The sequence below is a fragment of the Mesorhizobium sp. LNHC221B00 genome (assembly GCF_000502935.1).
Taxonomy (GTDB): domain Bacteria; phylum Pseudomonadota; class Alphaproteobacteria; order Rhizobiales; family Rhizobiaceae; genus Mesorhizobium; species Mesorhizobium opportunistum.
In genome coordinates this window covers 495,380-513,092 of sequence record NZ_AYWR01000003.1, presented here as the reverse complement: position 1 = coordinate 513,092, position 17,713 = coordinate 495,380, and the positions used below count along the sequence as shown (strand labels likewise).

Genomic DNA, 17,713 nt, shown 5'->3' with positions numbered 1-17,713 from the left:
GTTTTCAGCTCACACCGCCAGCGCAGAGGTACGGGCAGCGGCGGCGATCACCTTCAGCAGCTGTGTTGACAGGCTCAAGCGCGTCCGGCTCTTTGCAGGCGGGGTACCTGTGCGGATAGCTAACCCGGTGAGACCGGCCAGGAGAGGGGCTGCCCAAACGACTCCGAGACCCCGCTCAGTCCCGAGACCGTCGCCTCAGGCTCCAGCAACCGATACGAGGTCGTGACCTCTCGCAAACCCCGCATATGCCCGAACAGGTCGATCACCTCCAGGCCGGACCGGCGGTTGTAGGTGTGACATCCCAACGCTCCGGACCAGATGCGACCGATCGGGGTCTGGGCAAACTCCAACTCGCTCAGCGAATCGATCTGGCAGAAGGTCACCGCGCCGCCATAGCCGCGCGCGCAGTCTTGGACCGGGCGTAGCGCGCGTCCGCCGTGTCGGATGACGGCGCCTGCGGGCCGACTGAGCCTGGCATCGAGCAGGACCGGGTTGGCTGCATGAGGCGTCCAAGACCCGGTCAGGCTCTCGGCGTGGTAGAGGCTCAAGGCATCCCAGGACGTGGACTTCCACAGCCTTGGGCTGACGAAAAACCAAAAGCGGCCCTCATGCCAGAGCGGCGTGGTATCGTAGCCCTCAATGCCTTCCATGAGGCAGGCTTCCCGTGTCCACCGGTAAGGGAACTCGACTGCCCTGTAGAGGCAGACATTCCTGGCCGCTCCCGATTCAGGGATCATCCAGATCTGACCATTCTGCTCGAACACGAACGGGTACGAGAGGTGATGCGGTTCCTCCACAACGATCCGGGATGCACCGGCTGTCCCGTCCCGGTTCACGGCCACGACCGCAATGCACCCCCGGTTCTTTGAGTAGAGATACTGCTCGACAAAGATGAAATCCTGCCCCTGATGCCGGAATGGGAACGGGTCGGCAAGGTAGCTGTCGGCATTCCCGGTGAGCATCCTGAAGGGTGCTTCGCCTTTGTCGAGCAGACTCGCCGATTCGTCGATGCGCCAGCCAACCCCCCACGTCCTGCCGCCCCTCGCCAGAACATCCAGACGCCCGATCGCCTTCGATGCAACCGTGCCGGTCACCCTTGCAAGGGCCGAAAGCGCGCCGCACGAAGGTAGCGCCGTCCGTGGACCGGGATTAGCGGACGCAGATGAACCGGTTTCCTCGCACAGGGCCTTGAGAATCAGCGGCACAGCGCAGGAAAGGGCGCTGTCGAGCCTCAATGCCAACACTTGTCGGTCTGCACTGGTCGGGCGCGCCGTCCACGGTCGCAACGGGCGCGCCGTGTCATGCAGGTCGACGAGAAGATCCTGATGATGCACCCAGGCCGCCACGACACCGATCTCGCCGGGTGCGCCATTGAAGATCGGGGTGAGCACGCGCCGCGCCGCCGGGAGCGATTCCGACCCGCTCAAATCGATCACCACATCCGCTTGGCCGGCCGGAGGCGGCGGCAGGCACCGCAGCGCCGCCTCCACCGGGTCGACGGCGCCCTTCCCGCTAAAACCATAGACCAGTCGTTCGAGTTCGAGCAGCAGACGGAAGATTGACGGCAGCGGGCGGCAGCCAGCCGCGAGAACGCAGGAGACCTCGTTGCCGGGCACTTCAGCGAGCGCCTCTGCCAGCCATAGATGCCAGCGCAGCAGCCGCGACGGATCGAGACTCAAGCAAATGCGCATTGTTGTTCTCACGTCGGATTTCAAGAAGACGGGAGCTTTGACGAGAACCACCCAGCCAAGCATCACTATGCCCGATCGACGCCGGTCTGTGCGAGGCCAGAGGAGGTAATCCTTAGGGGCGATTGCACTCGGCGTCCGGCCAGAGCCACATGCAGGGATGATCGACTGGCATTGGGCGAAATACGGGGCGAAATACGGACTGCGCAATGCGTGGCTCTGTGCATTTGCTTTGGCGTTTATGTCTGTTGTGGCAATCGCGAGCACCGTGGATAAGCCATCGGCGATGTCTTTCATCAAGACTTCCGGTACAAATTTCACGTTGGACGGCAAGCCGTTCTTCGTGACCGGCGTAAACAACCATTATCTGACCTATGGTTCGCAGGTTGAGGTCACCCGCGTTCTCGATGACGCGGTGGCGATGGGCGCCAATGTGGTCCGCACCTTCCTTCAGCCGGTGATCGGGTCGATCGACGGAAGCGTCCCTACGATCTGGGATTGGCGGCTTGAAGGCGAAGCCAGCAATCTCGCGGTCAAGGGCACCTACCTGCTCTACTGGGATCCAAGTCAAAACAGGATGGCGATCAATGACGGCGCCAACGGCATGCAAAAGGTCGATTTCCTTATCGCCGAGGCCGGCAAACGACACCTCAGGCTCATTATCGCCTTCCTGGATTTCTGGGACTACACGGGTGGCGCCCAGCAGATGCGGGCTTGGTACGGCAGCCAGGACAAGTCCCGGTTTTTCTTCACCGACCCGCGCACGAAGCAGGACTACAGGACCTGGGTCCGCCACGTCGTGCAGCACGTCAACCTGCTCACCGGGCTCGCCTACCGGGATGACCCGACCATCATGGCCTGGGAGCTGATGAACGAAGGCAATGCGCAGCCGGAGGCATTGCTGTTGGCCTGGACTGGCGAAATGTCGGCTTACGTCAAGTCCCTCGATCCCAATCACCTTGTCGGCTCAGGGAATGCCAACATTCCCGTGAAGCTAGCCGATTTGACAATCCCGACTCTCGATTTCGGGACCTGGCACGGCTACCCGCTCTATTACAGCCTGACGGTCCAGCAATTCAACGACATGATCACCGAGTTCTGCCAGTTGGCGACCGGCGCCAAAAAGCCGGTTCTTCTGGAGGAATTCGGCTATGCCCGCTCCAATCGGGACTCCGCCGAGGCTTACGCCATGTGGCTTGATACGCTTGCCCGTAATCCCAGCTGCGCTGGTTGGATGGTGTGGCGGCTGGTATCGCTGCAGGACAGCGGACGCTATCCCGTCGATGAACACGACCAGTTCGATATCCGCAATGATGGAAGCGTGATCTGGAACATCCTCAAAGCCGCGACGGCCCGGGCGGCGCAGACCCGCTTGGCCTCAGAAACCGCCCGGGAAGCCCAATGACCGAAGCCTCCGTTGTGATCTGCGCGCACACTCTCGACCGCTGGGACGAGTTGAAGCGTGCGGTCGGGTCCGTCCGCACCCAAACACGTGCCGCGCGTGAAATCGTCGTGGTCGTGGACAACAACGAGGCCCTGCTAGAGCGCGCCGCGCGCGAGATTGCGGGCGTTACCGTCCTCGCCAATGCCAGGCAACCGGGCTTGTCGGGCGGGCGCATGACAGGAGCGGAATACATCACGGCCCCGGTGATTGCTTTCCTCGATGACGACGCCGTCGCCGACCCGCAGTGGCTGGAGGAGCTATTGGAGGCTTATCGGGATCCGGCGGTGTTGGGGGCCGGCGGTCCGGTTGAGCCGCTGTGGCAGGTGCCGCCGCCCTCGTGGTTTCCCGGCGAGTTCCACTGGGTCGTGGGCTGCACCTACGCCGGCATGCACGTGCGGGACGGGTGCATCCGCAACCCGATCGGGGCCAACATGTCGGTGCGCGCCGACGTGCTGGAGCGCGCCGGCGGCTTTGCGCCGGACCTCGGGCGCCGCAAGCTCGGATTCTCCGTCAGCGGCCGAGCAAGGATCGGCGGCAAAGCTGAGAGCTGTGAGGAGACGGAATTCTGCATCCGGGCCGCCGGCCTATACCTCGGGGGCTATTGGGCGTATCGGCCAGCGGCGCGAGTGCTCCACGCGGTGCCGGTCCAGCGCACCACGTGGAAATACTTCGTCCACCGCTGCCTCGTCGAGGGCACCGCCAAGGCAGTGTTGACGGGTCTCGCAGGGTCCAAAGACGGCCTTGGGGCCGAATGGCACTACGTCCGGGAGGTGCTGCCGCGCGCCGTTGCGAGCGACCTGAGGGCGGCTATGCGCGGCAACGTCGGCGCCGCCCAGCGGGCCGGGGCGATCATGGCGGGCTTTGCCCTTACTGCGTTCGCCTACGCCACGACGCGCCTCGGCGGGGTCGCCGGCGCTTTGTCACAACATTTGCTGTCGCGGGTCCACGCGGCCCATCTGAGATAGCTCATAGGAGCCAAAATTTCCGCGTTCCGCAGCGAGGCTGACTGCTAGAATGTTGTCGCCGATGAGGACAAGCGATGCCGCATTATCGGGTTTACGTTCTGGATGAAGATGGCCAATTCATGGGCGGGGTCAACCTTGCCTGCACGGACGACGATGCGGCGAATGAGCACGCCAGGCGGTTAGCAGACGGCCACGAGGTAGAGCTTTGGCGACTGGTTGCGCGGTTCAAATTTGACAATCCGCAGGGTCGTCCCGCGGCGACGAAGCGCCGCCCTCACGCCCTTGGGCCACGTTTCAGCCATTTCAACAAGCCGCTTAAGCGATCGTATTTCCCCTGGATGGGACGTTGCGATTGAAAGCGGATGATGCGGATATCGCCGCCCGTACCGCCGGCCACGTCGCTGAGCAATACGTGCAAAGGCTGGAGCGCGTCAACGCCGCAAGGCGACCTCGGCCAAGTGCATCGACGCGCAAATGGCACGGTCAAACGTCCGCGCCGGCAGCCCGATAGCCTCGACGGCTCGTCCGCCACGCAGCATCCGAAGACATCCGGGCCGTGCTTCTCGAGAACTTCATATACCAACGACCCGCTCGAACCAACCGGCGCCCAACCAGCGCAACATTTCAAACGAGGGACACAGTTTTGGTAGGACGTCCGGAAGGCTGTCTCGGGACGGCTGTTCGATCACTTTCCATATTAGAATGTGTTAATAATTTATATTAGGAATGTGTTGATAAGCGTTAACCAAGCCTCATTCTCGCCGTAAACCGTGGTAGGGTCCGGCTGGGTTTCGTACATCGTCCTCGAATGATCAATTCAGTAGGCGCAATACGGTGTGGGCGATTAAGTAACGAGCGGAAATGCCTGTGTTTTACTTAGGGGCGCGGGTGAAATGAAAACAAAAAAGACGCAATAAACTAAGGAACTATCGTGCCTATACTAGACAGCAAGCTCGGCAGATCGTTCGCCGGGAGAGATGCGCTCAACCTAAATTCGGCCGCGGCTCGAACCGTCGAACATCTTGCGCGTTGCCAGCCACACCCCTCGTGGGTTCAAGGGCGAAGGCCCGAAGAGCCCGTCGACCACACTCGCCACCGATGGCGAGTTCAACGTTAGGTTCGCTCGACAACAACGCCTAGGGCGAAGACTTCCAACTTTCCACGACTTTGAAATCCGTTCGCTGTGCTAGCTGCGAGCATGTGACATGTCGCGCGCCTTGGCGATGCGCGGCAGTGGAATCCCCTGTTTTCAACGCCAAAGAAGGATCACGGAATGGCTCTTTCCGCACCCGCAGGCTTTGCTTCTAGCGACCTCGTCTTCGAGGAAAACTTCTCCGGCACGGCGCTCGATAGCGATTGGCATACGTACATCACCAGCAATGCCGCCAACGGCTGGGCCTGGAACAGCTATGGATCAGGTGGAAGCGGCCCGGGCGGGGCGTATGATGCAGACTACGATATGCCGAGCCAAGTGTCCGTGAGCAACGGGCTGCTGGATCTCACGGCGATCAAACAGCCCGTCAGTGGTATGAACCAGGGAACTGCACAGACATTCCCGATCACGTCCGGCGCGGTCAGCAGCTATGGCAACTTCGAATTCAATGGCGGCTACCTTCAGATCAGCATGAAGGCGCCGAGTGGCGACGGCGCGTGGCCGGGCCTCTGGCTGATGCCCGGCAAAGGCGCCGGCACCAGCGGCGACAATTTCGAGATCGATATGCAGGAGGGTGGATACACCGGCTCGGGACCGGCAAACCAGGCGTTCTCCTACCACCTCCACACGCCGTCAGGGGAGTTCGGCGGCGTGGTCGACACCGGCATCGACCTCACGGCCGGCTTCCATACTTACGGCATCAACTGGGTGCCCGGTGAATCGATCACTTGGTATCTGGACGGGAAACAGATGGCGCAAGTGACCAGCGCGCAGGTGCCGATCCCGAATGAACCGATGGAATTGATTATGAGCAATCAGGTCGCGAATTCCAACGCGGCCGGATGGCATACGGCTCTCGATAGCTCGACCCCATCGTCGATGCAGATGCTGGTCGATGGGGTTCAGCTCTATCAGAGGGCGGGCAGCGGCGACACCGTCACGGGCGCCAACGTCACTCCCTCGACATCCTCATCGACCCAGACCCCGCCTGCGCCAACGATCCAGCCAGCGGTGACGCAGGTCACCGCTTCACCGGGAACGGGAATCGAGCATGCCGGCGATGCCATCACGATGACGGTCGCCTTCAACAAAGCCGTAACCGTCACGGGCACGCCAGCACTGTCGCTCAATGATGGCGGAACGGCCAGCTATGTCAGTGGGTCGGGCACCAACGCGCTCACCTTCCGCACCACGGTCGCTTCGACCGACAAGGATACCTCGGCACTCGCTGTCACCGGGGTCAATCTTCCGAGCGGCGCCAGCATCAAGGATGCATCCGGTGTTGCGGCGAACCTCTCGGGCGCGATGAAGACGTTCTCCGGCCTCCAGATCGATCCGGTCTTGCCGGCGGTAACGCAGGCCACAGCCTCGCCAGGAACCGGCACCGAGCACGTCGGAGACACGGTCACGCTGACACTCGGCTTCAACGAGGCCGTGGCGGTGTCGGGCACGCCGACACTATCGCTCAACAATGGCGCGACCGCCACCTATGTGGGCGGCTCCGGAACGAGCGCGCTCAACTTCCGCACAACGGTCGCGTCGACGGACACCGATATCTCGGCGCTCGGCATCGCCGGCGTCAATCTGCCGAACGGTGCGAGCATCCAGGACGCAAGCGGTGTCGCTGCGAATCTTGCGGGCGCGGTGAAGACCTTCTCCGGTCTCCAGGTCGCGACGTCATCGACAGCCCCAACCATCCCAACTGCCCCAACTGGCCCAACTGCCCCAACTAACCCGATTACCCCTACTGCCCCGTCATCGATCGCGCCGGTACTCACCATCGCGGATCCCACGCTCAAGGTGAACGGGGGAGGCGGTACGGTCGACCTGGGGGTCGAGGTGACAACGACCGACCCCAACGATGTCGTGACCGTGAACATAACGGGCTTGCCGAGGTACGAGACGATCACCGACAAACTCGATGGCAAGACGTTCAGGGGCGGCAACATCACCTTGACAGCCGCGCAGGTCGACAGCGGATTGACGTTGCAATCGAACTACGGGGGCTGGGACCAGCCGGTGGCGACACTCAAGTTGACGGCAACAGCGAAGGACCCGGCCACCGGCGCCGTCGCGACAGCCTCGCCGCAGACCATGACCATAACGGATCCTCGGCCTGCGGCCACCACGGCGGATCATCGGCATGCGACCGGCACGGCCACAGCGTCCCTGGCAAGCCACAGTTTTGCGCTGCTGAACCAGTACCTGGCCGGTCACTCCGGGCGGGCCGATCACGGTCAGATCGTGGCGTCCTTGTCGAATGGAGCCAACTGGAATCAGGACTTGTACCTGACCAGACCGCACCATTGATCGCCTCCAGGGCTTCAGCGCCTGGTGCGACACCGTCGCGTTCGCGAAAGCTGAGAAGGAACATGGAACGCGGACGTGTATCCGCGAAGGGTTAAGCCAGAATGGCGATGCAAAACGAGAATGCCAACGCCGCAGACCTTGAAGTTCGAGCCCTGGCTCTGTTCCTGCGCCTTCATGGCGTAGACGCTAAGCCCGATCAGATCCGCGATCGCTGCGGTGGCGGCGATGCGATCGGCGTCCGTGCGATGATTCGCTGCGCCCGTGGGCTCGGGCTGAAGGTCGGCTCGCGCAAGACAAACTGGAAGCGACTTGGGAATGTCCGGCTCCCCGGCATCGCGTCGCTGCGGAATGGCGGGTTTCTGCTCCTTGGAAAGGTCAACGACAAGGCAGCGATTGTGCTTGATCCAACCTGGTCCCGTCCGAAGCAGATCGCGCGCGCTGAATTCGAAGCAATCTGGGATGGCCGTTTGATCTTGGTTGGACCGACTGTTGCAAATCGGATCGTTCATGCATTCGTCAAAATCGGTGCCCGCGGGCGTGACCTGGCGCAAGGTGCAGGCAATGCCTTGATGCGCGCTCGCGATACATTGATGCGCGCTCGCGACACATTGATGCGTGCGCGGGTCGCCGATCGACGCGATCCGGCGCCTCAGGCGGCAAGCAACGATTCTGAGAATGACGACTCAGGCCTACTTGCCCTGGCGATATTGCTACATTGCCATGGTATCGCGGCCGATCCGGGCCAAATTCGCCACCGGATGGGCGCGGCGCGGGCAGGTGTCACCGAAATCCTGCGCTGTGCAAAGGATTTCGGGCTCAAGGCTAAGGTACAGAGGACGAACTGGGATCGGCTCGCGGTTACTCCGCTGCCGGGGATCGCCGTGCTACGGGACGGTGGATTCCTGATCCTTGGCAAAATCCTCGACGACAAACTCATCGTTCAGCGCCCATCGTCACCGCAACCCTATGCATTGACGCAGGAGGAACTCGAGGCCATCTGGGACGGCGACATCATCCTGATGACACGGCGCGCGGCCCTGACGGATCTCTCTCGCCGATTCGATATCAGCTGGTTTCTCGGCGCGGTCCACAAGTATCGCTATCTTCTCGGCGAGGTGCTGATCGCATCGTTCTTCCTTCAGATATTTGCCGTCATCACACCGCTGTTCTTCCAGGTGGTGATCGACAAGGTGCTTGTGCATCGAAGCATGAGCACGCTCGACGTTCTGGTCACTGGTCTCGTCGCGCTGACCGTTTTCGAAGCTATTCTCGGCACGCTGCGTGTCTATCTGTTCGCGCATACGACGAACCGCATCGACGTCGAGCTCGGCGCCCGGCTGTTTCGTCACTTGATGGCGTTGCCGATCGCATATTTCCAGACACGCCGCGTCGGGGATTCAGTCGCACGCGTCCGCGAGCTCGAGAATATCCGCCAGTTCCTGACGAGCTCGGCGCTCACGCTTGTCATCGATCTCGTTTTCACCTTCGTTTTCCTTGCGGTGATGTTCTATTACTCGACGTTCTTGACTCTGATCGTTCTGGCGTCGTTCCCATTCTACATCTGCATTTCCGCGGGAGCTGCACCGCTGTTTCGCCGGCGCCTTGATGAGAAGTTCGATCGCGGCTCGGAGAACCAAGCTTTCCTGGTCGAGACCGTCACGGGCGTCGAGACGCTGAAGGCCATGGCGGTCGAGCCGCAGATGCAGCGCCGCTGGGAGGAGCAGCTCGCAGCCTATGTCACCGCAAGCTTCCGCGTGCTCAGCCTGAACAATACGGCGAGCCAAGCGGTGCAGATGATCAACAAGCTGGTCGTCGCCGCAACCCTCTATTTCGGTGCCAGGCTCGTGATCGGCGGCGAGCTGAGCGTCGGCGGGCTCGTCGCATTCAACATGCTGGCTGCGCGCGTCAGCACGCCGGTGCTTCGGCTTGCGCAGATCTGGCAGGATTTCCATCAAGCCCGCCTGTCGATCGACCGTCTCGGCGACATACTCAACACCATTCCCGAGCCAAGCTTCAATCCTGGCCGAGCCGCACTGCCGACGATCCGCGGGCGGGTGACGTTCGAGCATGCGACTTTCCGCTACCGCATCGATGGCCCCGAGGTACTGCACGACGTGTCGTTCAGCGTCGAGCCCGGTCAGGTCATCGGCATCGTGGGCTCCTCGGGCTCAGGCAAGAGCACCGTCGCCAAGCTGATACAGCGGCTCTATGTGCCGGAGAGTGGGCGGGTGCTGGTCGATGGCGTCGACCTAGCAATGGTCGATCTAACCTGGCTTCGACGCCAGATTGGCGTTGTCTTGCAGGATAACGTGCTCTTCAATCGCTCCATTCGCGAGAACATCGCCCTCGCCGATCCGGCTATGCCCATGGAGCGCGTCATTGCGGCGGCATCGCTCGCCGGCGCTCACGATTTCATCCTGGAGCTGCCTGAGGGCTATGACACCATCGTGGGCGAACGCGGCAGCAGTCTTTCCGGTGGGCAGCGCCAACGCGTCGCAATCGCTCGCGCACTCATTACCGATCCGCGCATCCTCATCCTCGATGAAGCGACCAGCGCTCTGGACTATGAAAGCGAGCGCGCCATTCAGCAGAACATGAAACGAATTTCTGCCGGCCGAACCGTCTTCGTCATCGCTCATCGGCTCTCGACCGTGCGCCACGCGAACCGGATCATAACGATCGAGCATGGCCGTATCGTCGAGGACGGTACCCATGATGACCTAATCCGCTCGAACGGGCGTTACGCAAACCTCCACTATCTACAAGCCGGCATCCATGAAGTCCGCTAATCGAAATGTCGTCGAGTTTCCCAGAGCCCAGCTTCGGCGCCGCGAGCACGAAATTGCGTTCCTGCCGGCGGCGCTCGAAATCACCGAAACGCCGCCGTCGCCGATCGGGCGCGCGATCGCGGCGAGTATCGTCGCGGTCTTCTGCTTCGCGCTGGTGTGGGCGTCGCTGGGCACCGTCGATGTCGTGGCAACCGCGACGGGCAAGATCGTGCCAGACGGGCGCACCAAGGTGCTCCAGCCGTTCGAAGCGGGCGTTGTGCGCGCTATCAACGTACGCGATGGGCAGAGCGTGAAGGCTGGCGAGGTTCTGATCGAGCTTGATCCGACCATGACCGAAGCCGACCAGGAGCGCCAGAAAAGCGAACTCCTTTCGGCCGAACTCGACGTCGCGCGGCTGCGCGCGGCGCTCGCGGAGGACCCGCTTGCTGCTTTCCAGCCACCGCACAGGGCGAGCGCCGCGGAGATCGAGATGCATCGTCAGTTTCTGATCAGTCAGCTTGCCGAACAGGACGCCAAACTCGCCGAGATCGATCGCCAGCGAAATCAGAAGGAAGCGGAACGATCGACCACCTTGGCAAGCGGAGCGAAGCTCCAGGCGACGATACCGGTTCTTGAGGAGCGAGTCGACATTCGCAAGAAGCTCCTCGACGAGGCACTTTCTTCGAAGGTCGTCTACCTCTCCGAGTATCAGGAGCTGGTCGGCCTTCAGCAGGATCTCAAACTTGAGCAGGGCCGCCTGCGCGAAGCCGATGCGGCCATCGCACTGCTAAAGGAAACGAGGGAAAGGACCGCTGCGGAGTATCGGCGCGCGACCTATGACGCACTCGCCAAAGCCCAGCAGAGGGCTGCGAGCGCTGAGCAGGAGGTGATCAAGGCGGAGCGGCTCACAAAGCTCCAACAATTGACCGCGCCGGTCGATGGCGTCGTGCAACAACTCGCCGTTCATACGGTGGGGGGCGTGGTGACGCCTGCTCAGGCACTGGCCGTGGTGGTTCCGAGTGGGAGTCATATCGAGATCGAGGCCATGCTCTCCAACCGAGATATCGGTTTTGTCCATCCGGGACAGAAGACTGAAATCAAGGTCGATACATTCAATTTCACCCGCTACGGGCTACTTCATGGAGAAGTGCTCAGCGTGTCATCGGACGCGATAACCCGCAACAGGCAACAGAGCGCATCGAATGACCCCGCGTCGGGCGTATCGCAGAGCGAAAGTGAGCCGAGAGGTCAGGAACTGGAATATGCCGCACGGGTTTCACTTGACCGTACGGACATGCAGGTTGATGACAAACTCGTCAAGCTCAGTCCCGGCATGGCGGTGACGGTCGAGATCAAGACTGGTACGCGCAGTATCATCGGCTATTTTCTTTCGCCGCTGGCGAAATATAAGCAGGAAGCGCTACGAGAGCGGTAAAAGCCGGCTTCCAGCCGACGAACCTTCGTCCTCCCGTTGTCAACTCTAGAGCGCAGGGCGTGTTCCTATTGGATGAGTGGTCCGAACCAGGACGTTAGGGCTACCCCCAATTCGCCAAGGGGCCCACCTCCGGGGCGTGCTACGACTGTTCCGCGCAATTGCAGAGCGGAAACCGCGACCGTGAACATAGTCGGCCAAGCCACTCCAAACACATTTCATCTTCGAAATCAGTGCTCTCATCGAAGCCACTGGCTTGCGGGAATACGACGCGCGCTGGTGGTTCGGGCATCCAGGCTCGGACAAAGAACCCGAACTCAACCTGATGGGCGTGCAGGCGATCGGCGTCGGCTCGGCACCTTGATCCGCCGAATGGGTGTCGGCCCGGACATCGTCACCGGACACGACTTCCGCAGTTATTCCATGGCCATTGCGACGGCACTGGTCTCCGGCCTGATAACGGCCAGCGCGCGCGTCAAGGACATCGGTTTGGCCCTTCCTCCCACAGCCTACTTCGCCCGGTTCGCACTCAACTTTCAGTCGGTGGCCATGGTGACGGCCTCCCACAACGAGAACGGCTGGACCGCAGTGAAGATGGGGGCGCAAAGGCCCCTGACATTCGGTCGGAGGAGATGACAGCTTTGAAGGCGCTTGTGCTGGACTGCGATCTCGATCTCATCGGCGGGCGGAACTATGAATTCGGGCCCGGATTTCGCGAGAAATATATCGAAGACCTGACTGCCGGAAAGACCGTCGGCCGAAAGCTGAGGGTGGTGGCTGCCTGCGGCAACGGCACCGCAGGTGCTGCCCAATCTCGTCACAGTGAACGGAGTGCGTGTGGTTGCCCAGGACGGCACGTGGGGCCTGGCCGGGGCCTCGTCGGACAAACCGGAAATTGTCGTCGTGGTGAAAAACCCCATCTCGTCGGACCGAGGTCGCGAGATGTTCGAGGCTCTCGATACTGTGCCGCGCCGCAATCCAGAAGTCGGGGTCTACAATCGGACATTCTGAGAGGAACTGGACCATGCCTGGCCGGATCGTAAGTTTTATCATGAGCGGGGGCGTCGGCTCTCGGCTATGGCCGCTCTCACGCGAAGACAATCCCAAGCAATTCCACGACCTTTCGGGCGACGGCTCCATGCTCGCCAAGACCGTCCGACGCCTCAAGGCGCGGCCATATGCTGAAACGCCGATCTACCTGATCGCTGCCGAACGACACGCCGATCGCGTTATCTCTGACATCGGTCCGCTCGGCCTCCAGGGCGGCAAGCCGATTTTCGAGCCCGTAGCTCGCAATACCGCCGCCGCGGTCGCCATCGCCACCTTGCAGACGATCTGCGAGCATGGCGGCGACGCGCTTGTGCTGATGGTCCCGTCCGATCATCAGATATCAACCGAAGCGCAATTCTGGGAAACCGTCGAGGCGGGCACGCCTGCCGCCGAGGCAGGAAGCATTGTAGTGTTCGGCATCAAGCCGACACATCCCGAAACCGGGTACGGTTACATCGAGGTTTCGGTGAACCGTGGCGGGGTTGCCGCCGTTTCGCGTTTTGTCGAAAAACCCGATGCTGAGACAGCCGGCCAATATGTGTCTTCGGGAAGATTCTACTGGAATGCCGGCATCTTTCTGTTTCAGGCCAACACGATGCGGCAAGCATTCCTCGACCTGCGACCCGACATCTGGGAAAGCGTGGAACGGGCCTACAAGACCGCCCGGACTGACGTCTCAGGCATCTACCTGCCCCAGGGCTTCTACTCGGCTGTCCCTTCGACATCGATCGACTACGCAATCATGGAGCGCGCCCGCGGCATCGCGATGGTTACGGCCTCCTTCCGCTGGAACGACCTCGGATCGTGGCAATCGCTGCTCGAAGCCAGCCCGACGGACCGCGACGGCAACGTCGTCATGGGCGACGTCGTCGCCATGGATTGCGGCAGTTCCTACCTCAGAAGCCTGGGCAGGCTGCTGACCGTCATCGGGATGAAGGATGTGGCGGTGGTGGCGACGCCAGACGCGGTATTCGTCGCTCCAGTCAGCCACAGCCAGAACGTGAAGAAAGTCGTCGAACAGTTGGAGAAGAGCGGACGCCTCGAGACCAAGTTCACGGCGTCGGAAGACCAGGTCATTGTTTCCGGCTCATGGCGCAAGCGCGTCGAGCACTGGCTCTTCGAGGAGACGCTGCCGCTGTGGTCCACCGCAGGTGTCGACGATGTGCACGGTGGCTTCCACGAGGCTCTTGGTTTCGATGCAAGGCCACTGGGCAAACCCAAGCGCATGCGCACGATGGCTCGCCAGATCTACGCTTTCGCGGTGGCCAAAGAACGCGGCTGGGACGGACCTGCCGACAAGCTGATCGACCATGGTATCGACTTCATCGCGAAATACGGCCGGACCGACCGCGGGGGTTGGGTGCGCACGCTTAATGCGGACGGCAGCGTGGCTGACCGAGTCGAGGACGTGTACGACCATTCCTGCGTGCTCCTGGCGCTTGCCCATGCTCATCGATGCGGCCATCAGGAAGCCCTGCGGCTTGCCCAGGAGACATTCCAATTCATCGACGCCCATCTTGAAGACGACAGCCTGAACGGTTTCTTCGAGACCCCGGGCTGGAAGGGGGTGCGGTTCTCGAACCCGCACATGCATATGCTAGAATCCTTCCTTGCCTGGCACGACGTCACCGGCGACCGTGCATATCTGCGTCGAGCGGCACGCGTCATCGATCTCTTCCGGTGCCATTTCTTCGACCAGGAAAGCTGGACGCTTGGGGAACATTTCGACATCGATTGGCTGCCATTGCCGGGTGACAAGGGACAGTGGACCGAACCGGGGCACCATTTCGAATGGGCCTCCCTCCTCGTCGATTTCGCCCGCGCGAGCGGGCAGAAAGACTTGGCGGCCTACGCAAGGAAACTCTACTCGTCGGCTGTCGCCAGCGGATTGAATCGGGCCACGGGTCTGGCCTATGCAGCGGTATCGCGGCAGGGATTGCCCCTCGACCGGCTCTCCCGCAGTTGGCCGCAATGCGAGGCCATCAAGGCGGCCGTCGCCCTGGACGGCATTGGCGGACCGGATCTGAAACCCGAGATCGAAGCTCGTGTCGCCCGCCTCTTCCGATGGCATATTGATCCGGCACCGCTTGGCTTGTGGGTCGACCGGATTGACGAGCGCGGAAGGTCACTGGCGACGGAGGTCCCTGCGAGCATCTTCTACCACCTGGTGACGGCGTTGATGCAGTATCTGGACAAGACTGGAGGACAGGTCAAACCTTTCCCGCTGCCTGCTTTGGATAGGGGCGAAACGGTTCCGAAGCAGATTTACGGCTGACCGGAAACTGGGCTGCTTTAGTCGACGGCGGAATCCCACGCCGGTTGGGAAGCCATTTGGCAGAGGTCGATGGCTTCAAACCTGTCCAAAACCGAATCTGGCATCCCACTTTGTGCATAGGCAACCGCAATCCGGGCTGAGGCGCCGAGCGATCTCCACCAATCCCAGCAATCGTAGACTGGTCAGCGTCGTAGCCGACCTGTCGGATGCGCAACTGGCGCGAATGAAGAAACGCTGTGCGGACGTGCTGGGCAGTCAAGGGACCCACGATCGCGACTTGCGCCAACTTTGCCTGCTGATCGCCCGACGCTAAATAGAACAGCCGGGACGGAAGTGCGAAGCAGCCGCAAGCCGGTGTGACACTCTCCTGCCTTCGTCCAGTCAGAAAGCTCGTTTCCGCGAGGTGACGGGCTTTTTGGCGGCCATGAGTAGAACTCGACGCTGGTCTTTCTCCTGCTTGGGCAGAGACCCTGCGCCACTACATCCGCCGTTTTCTCAAGCCAGACACCGATATCTCCGAGGAGCAGCGGCCAAAGCTGACGAGCTGGACCGAGAGCGCAACGTAAAGCCCCATGGAATCCATATACGAACTAAAGACGGGCCGGCAACCACCCTAACCCGGGGTTCACCCAAGGCCGACCTTAACTGACCTGGCGATGTGCCTTACCGCCAACGATCTAGTCTAGCCCCCTGGATCGACGTTTCTTCAAAGCTTTGGAACCCTTAGCTTCGGCAGCAAGACGTTGTTCACGAAGTCGCGCAGTTTTTGTATCTCGTGCCTCCTTCTCGGCGGCGTTAGCAAGTTTTGCCTCGCGGTCGGCGCGCTCCAATCGGTCTTTGTCGACGCTTCGCTGGGACAGTTTGGCCTCCTACCAGAAGACCCTTCAATTTGAATTTTGCCGAAATGTTCCCATAAATTCATCAGACCGTGGCCCGCCACGTGGAAGCAGTGACGGGCCGACTACGGCTGTGCGTCATGGCCATCACCGCCTCCTCCCTATTGCTGTTCTCATACTTCATTCGGATGGCTTTGAGGTATATTAGCATTGGCGCATAAATCATCGAGCCGACGGCGCCGTGCTCACAAACAGCCCGACGGTTAGGCCCGGTTCCTGTTCACATCCCAAAACCCACAGGCGCCGGGCCGCCTCGGATCGTTCAAGGGGCTGCGACTACAGCGAGACTGGCGTTATGGGCCAAGACTGCGTTGACGAGCCTGGATTCGGCGGCCATCAGCGGACGCCATGTTCTTCCAAGGCATACTGCGCCGCGGACCAATGCCCAGCCGCTTGAGAAAGCACACTTTCTTGCCTCGGCAGTGCCGGAACCTTTGCGATCGAGCGCGCGACCAAGATGGTCGATGCGCTTGCGCGCGACTACGCCAACACGACCGCGATGATTTTCGGCGCCGCGCCCAGCTTTGATGATGTCATAGCGTCGGTGGGGCAAATCGAGAAGACCCTGAACGGTGGCAAATAGGTCATCCTCGACGGCGCCGTCTTTCCAACCCACGCGCCGCCCTTCGTGCGACCCCGAGGTCATCAAGAGTTGGCTGCCACCAAAGCGCGTCACCAATCTCCGTCTTGGTTCGCGAAGGCCAGGTCTTGATGAGCTCATCGAGGGCGGCGGGACGCCACCGACCCCAGACATAGTCAGGGTCGTCTGGAAAGTCAGCGTACTGGGATCCAAGAACGTTGCGATGGACGGGCTCGCCACCGCATCCGATGGCCAGCGGGCCCGGGGAAAACTCTTCTGGAAACGTTCGACGGTGGTCCGATCATAGGGCAAGGATGCTGGTGCGCCCCGTGGAGCATCGTCATTCGAACTTGATCCGTCCGTTCTCTTCATGATCGTGGAGCCTTCACCGCATCTCTGACAGGAGAACGTTTTACGAAGGCGCAAGTGCTCTTCGCGCCGATGTCGGCTAGAACACCCAGATTGCAGGAGGCGAACGGACTTGGCTAATGTGGCCTGCACGATAGTGTGATCGGCGATGCAGCAATGAAGCAAGCTCTGAGCCTTCCTTCGGGGAGGCCGAGCGGCCGATCAGGCTGGATCTGCGCCAGCTTTCTGAATCCGACAGTGATCGCAATTCAGTCCAATCTCGTGCGACTTTGCCCTTCTGGCTAGCTGCTGGATCGGCTTGCCGATAAGGGGGCTGCCCAGCGGTAGGGGAATGGCCGGTGCAGTTGGGCGCTAGGGGCGATCCACACCGGCCACGGCGGGAATGGTTGGGATGTTCCCCGCGCTGCTTAAATTAAAGGCATATTAGCGATCGCGCAATTATCCTTATGGGTGTGCGAGCCGCGGGAGAATGGATGGCGAGCTCGAGCCGAAACCGACATAAACGGCCTCGATCCTGTCTGTCCGAAAGCGATCGAACCTACTATCGCCAGCAGAATATCCTTGCATGTCTCGAATATTGTCTCGCCAGTTGCGAATGCCGGATTGGTGGATGCCGGAGGTAGCCAGGCACTCCGACGACCCACACAAGTACAGACCAAACCGGCCCGACGCTCCCCGGCGAACGAGCGACCCTCGACCCGACCGGCGTCCTGGTCGATGTTGCAAAAGAAAAACCCGCCGACACTGAAGTCGACGGGCTATCTTCCCTCGAGTGTGCGCCCC

8 protein-coding genes and 1 pseudogene are annotated in these 17,713 nt (G+C 61.2%); 8 read left to right on the top strand and 1 reads right to left on the bottom strand.

The window, feature by feature from the left end:
• Positions 1 to 119: 119 nt before the first annotated feature.
• Positions 120 to 1,754, bottom strand: coding sequence for a hypothetical protein (locus X741_RS1000000167415; protein WP_023776734.1), 1,635 nt, complete (start codon positions 1,752 to 1,754; stop codon positions 120 to 122).
• A 94-nt stretch (positions 1,755 to 1,848) separates the two neighbouring features.
• Between X741_RS1000000167415 and X741_RS159945 the strand changes: the two genes are divergently transcribed.
• The 8 genes and pseudogenes from X741_RS159945 (at position 1,849) to X741_RS1000000171430 (ending at position 16,564) form a co-directional block, all read left to right on the top strand.
• The gene (locus tag X741_RS159945) at positions 1,849 to 3,093 is read left to right on the top strand and encodes a cellulase family glycosylhydrolase (protein ID WP_023776733.1); all 1,245 of its coding nucleotides are present in this window, start codon (positions 1,849 to 1,851) and stop codon (positions 3,091 to 3,093) included.
• On the top strand, positions 3,090 to 4,097 hold the full coding sequence (locus X741_RS159950) for a glycosyltransferase family 2 protein (RefSeq protein WP_023776732.1): 1,008 nt from the start codon (positions 3,090 to 3,092) through the stop codon (positions 4,095 to 4,097). Before X741_RS159945 ends, X741_RS159950 begins: the two co-directional genes overlap by 4 nt.
• Before the next feature lie 1,273 nt (positions 4,098 to 5,370).
• Positions 5,371 to 7,560, top strand: coding sequence for a glycoside hydrolase family 16 protein (locus tag X741_RS1000000167410; protein WP_023776731.1), 2,190 nt, complete (start codon positions 5,371 to 5,373; stop codon positions 7,558 to 7,560).
• Between the two features lie 101 nt (positions 7,561 to 7,661).
• Positions 7,662 to 10,349 carry a type I secretion system permease/ATPase gene (locus X741_RS159955; protein ID WP_023776730.1) on the top strand — a complete coding sequence of 896 codons (2,688 nt, stop codon included), beginning with the start codon at positions 7,662 to 7,664 and terminating at the stop codon, positions 10,347 to 10,349.
• Entirely contained in the window at positions 10,336 to 11,763 is a 1,428-nt protein-coding gene (locus tag X741_RS159960; RefSeq protein WP_023776729.1) for an HlyD family type I secretion periplasmic adaptor subunit, read from the top strand. Before X741_RS159955 ends, X741_RS159960 begins: the two co-directional genes overlap by 14 nt.
• Positions 11,764 to 11,943: 180 nt before the next feature.
• Positions 11,944 to 12,771: pseudogene (locus tag X741_RS1000000168010) on the top strand (hypothetical protein).
• 13 nt (positions 12,772 to 12,784) lie between these two features.
• On the top strand, positions 12,785 to 15,085 hold the full coding sequence (locus X741_RS159965) for an AGE family epimerase/isomerase (RefSeq protein WP_023776726.1): 2,301 nt from the start codon (positions 12,785 to 12,787) through the stop codon (positions 15,083 to 15,085).
• A 1,353-nt stretch (positions 15,086 to 16,438) separates the two neighbouring features.
• Positions 16,439 to 16,564, top strand: a complete 126-nt coding sequence (locus X741_RS1000000171430; protein ID WP_023767916.1) for a hypothetical protein — start codon at positions 16,439 to 16,441, stop codon at positions 16,562 to 16,564.
• Positions 16,565 to 17,713 lie beyond the last annotated feature (1,149 nt).

Bases quoted from the DNA above. Each gene is read 5' to 3' on its own strand.
- X741_RS159960 (WP_023776729.1), top strand. From the start codon at position 10,336: ATGAAGTCCGCTAATCGAAATGTCGTCGAGTTTCCCAGAGCCCAGCTT.
- X741_RS159945 (WP_023776733.1), top strand. From the start codon at position 1,849: ATGATCGACTGGCATTGGGCGAAATACGGGGCGAAATACGGACTGCGC.
- X741_RS159955 (WP_023776730.1), top strand. From the start codon at position 7,662: ATGGCGATGCAAAACGAGAATGCCAACGCCGCAGACCTTGAAGTTCGA.
- X741_RS159950 (WP_023776732.1), top strand. From the start codon at position 3,090: ATGACCGAAGCCTCCGTTGTGATCTGCGCGCACACTCTCGACCGCTGG.
- X741_RS1000000167410 (WP_023776731.1), top strand. From the start codon at position 5,371: ATGGCTCTTTCCGCACCCGCAGGCTTTGCTTCTAGCGACCTCGTCTTC.
- X741_RS159965 (WP_023776726.1), top strand. From the start codon at position 12,785: ATGCCTGGCCGGATCGTAAGTTTTATCATGAGCGGGGGCGTCGGCTCT.
- X741_RS1000000167415 (WP_023776734.1), bottom strand. From the start codon at position 1,754: ATGCTTGGCTGGGTGGTTCTCGTCAAAGCTCCCGTCTTCTTGAAATCC.
- X741_RS1000000171430 (WP_023767916.1), top strand. From the start codon at position 16,439: ATGGTCGATGCGCTTGCGCGCGACTACGCCAACACGACCGCGATGATT.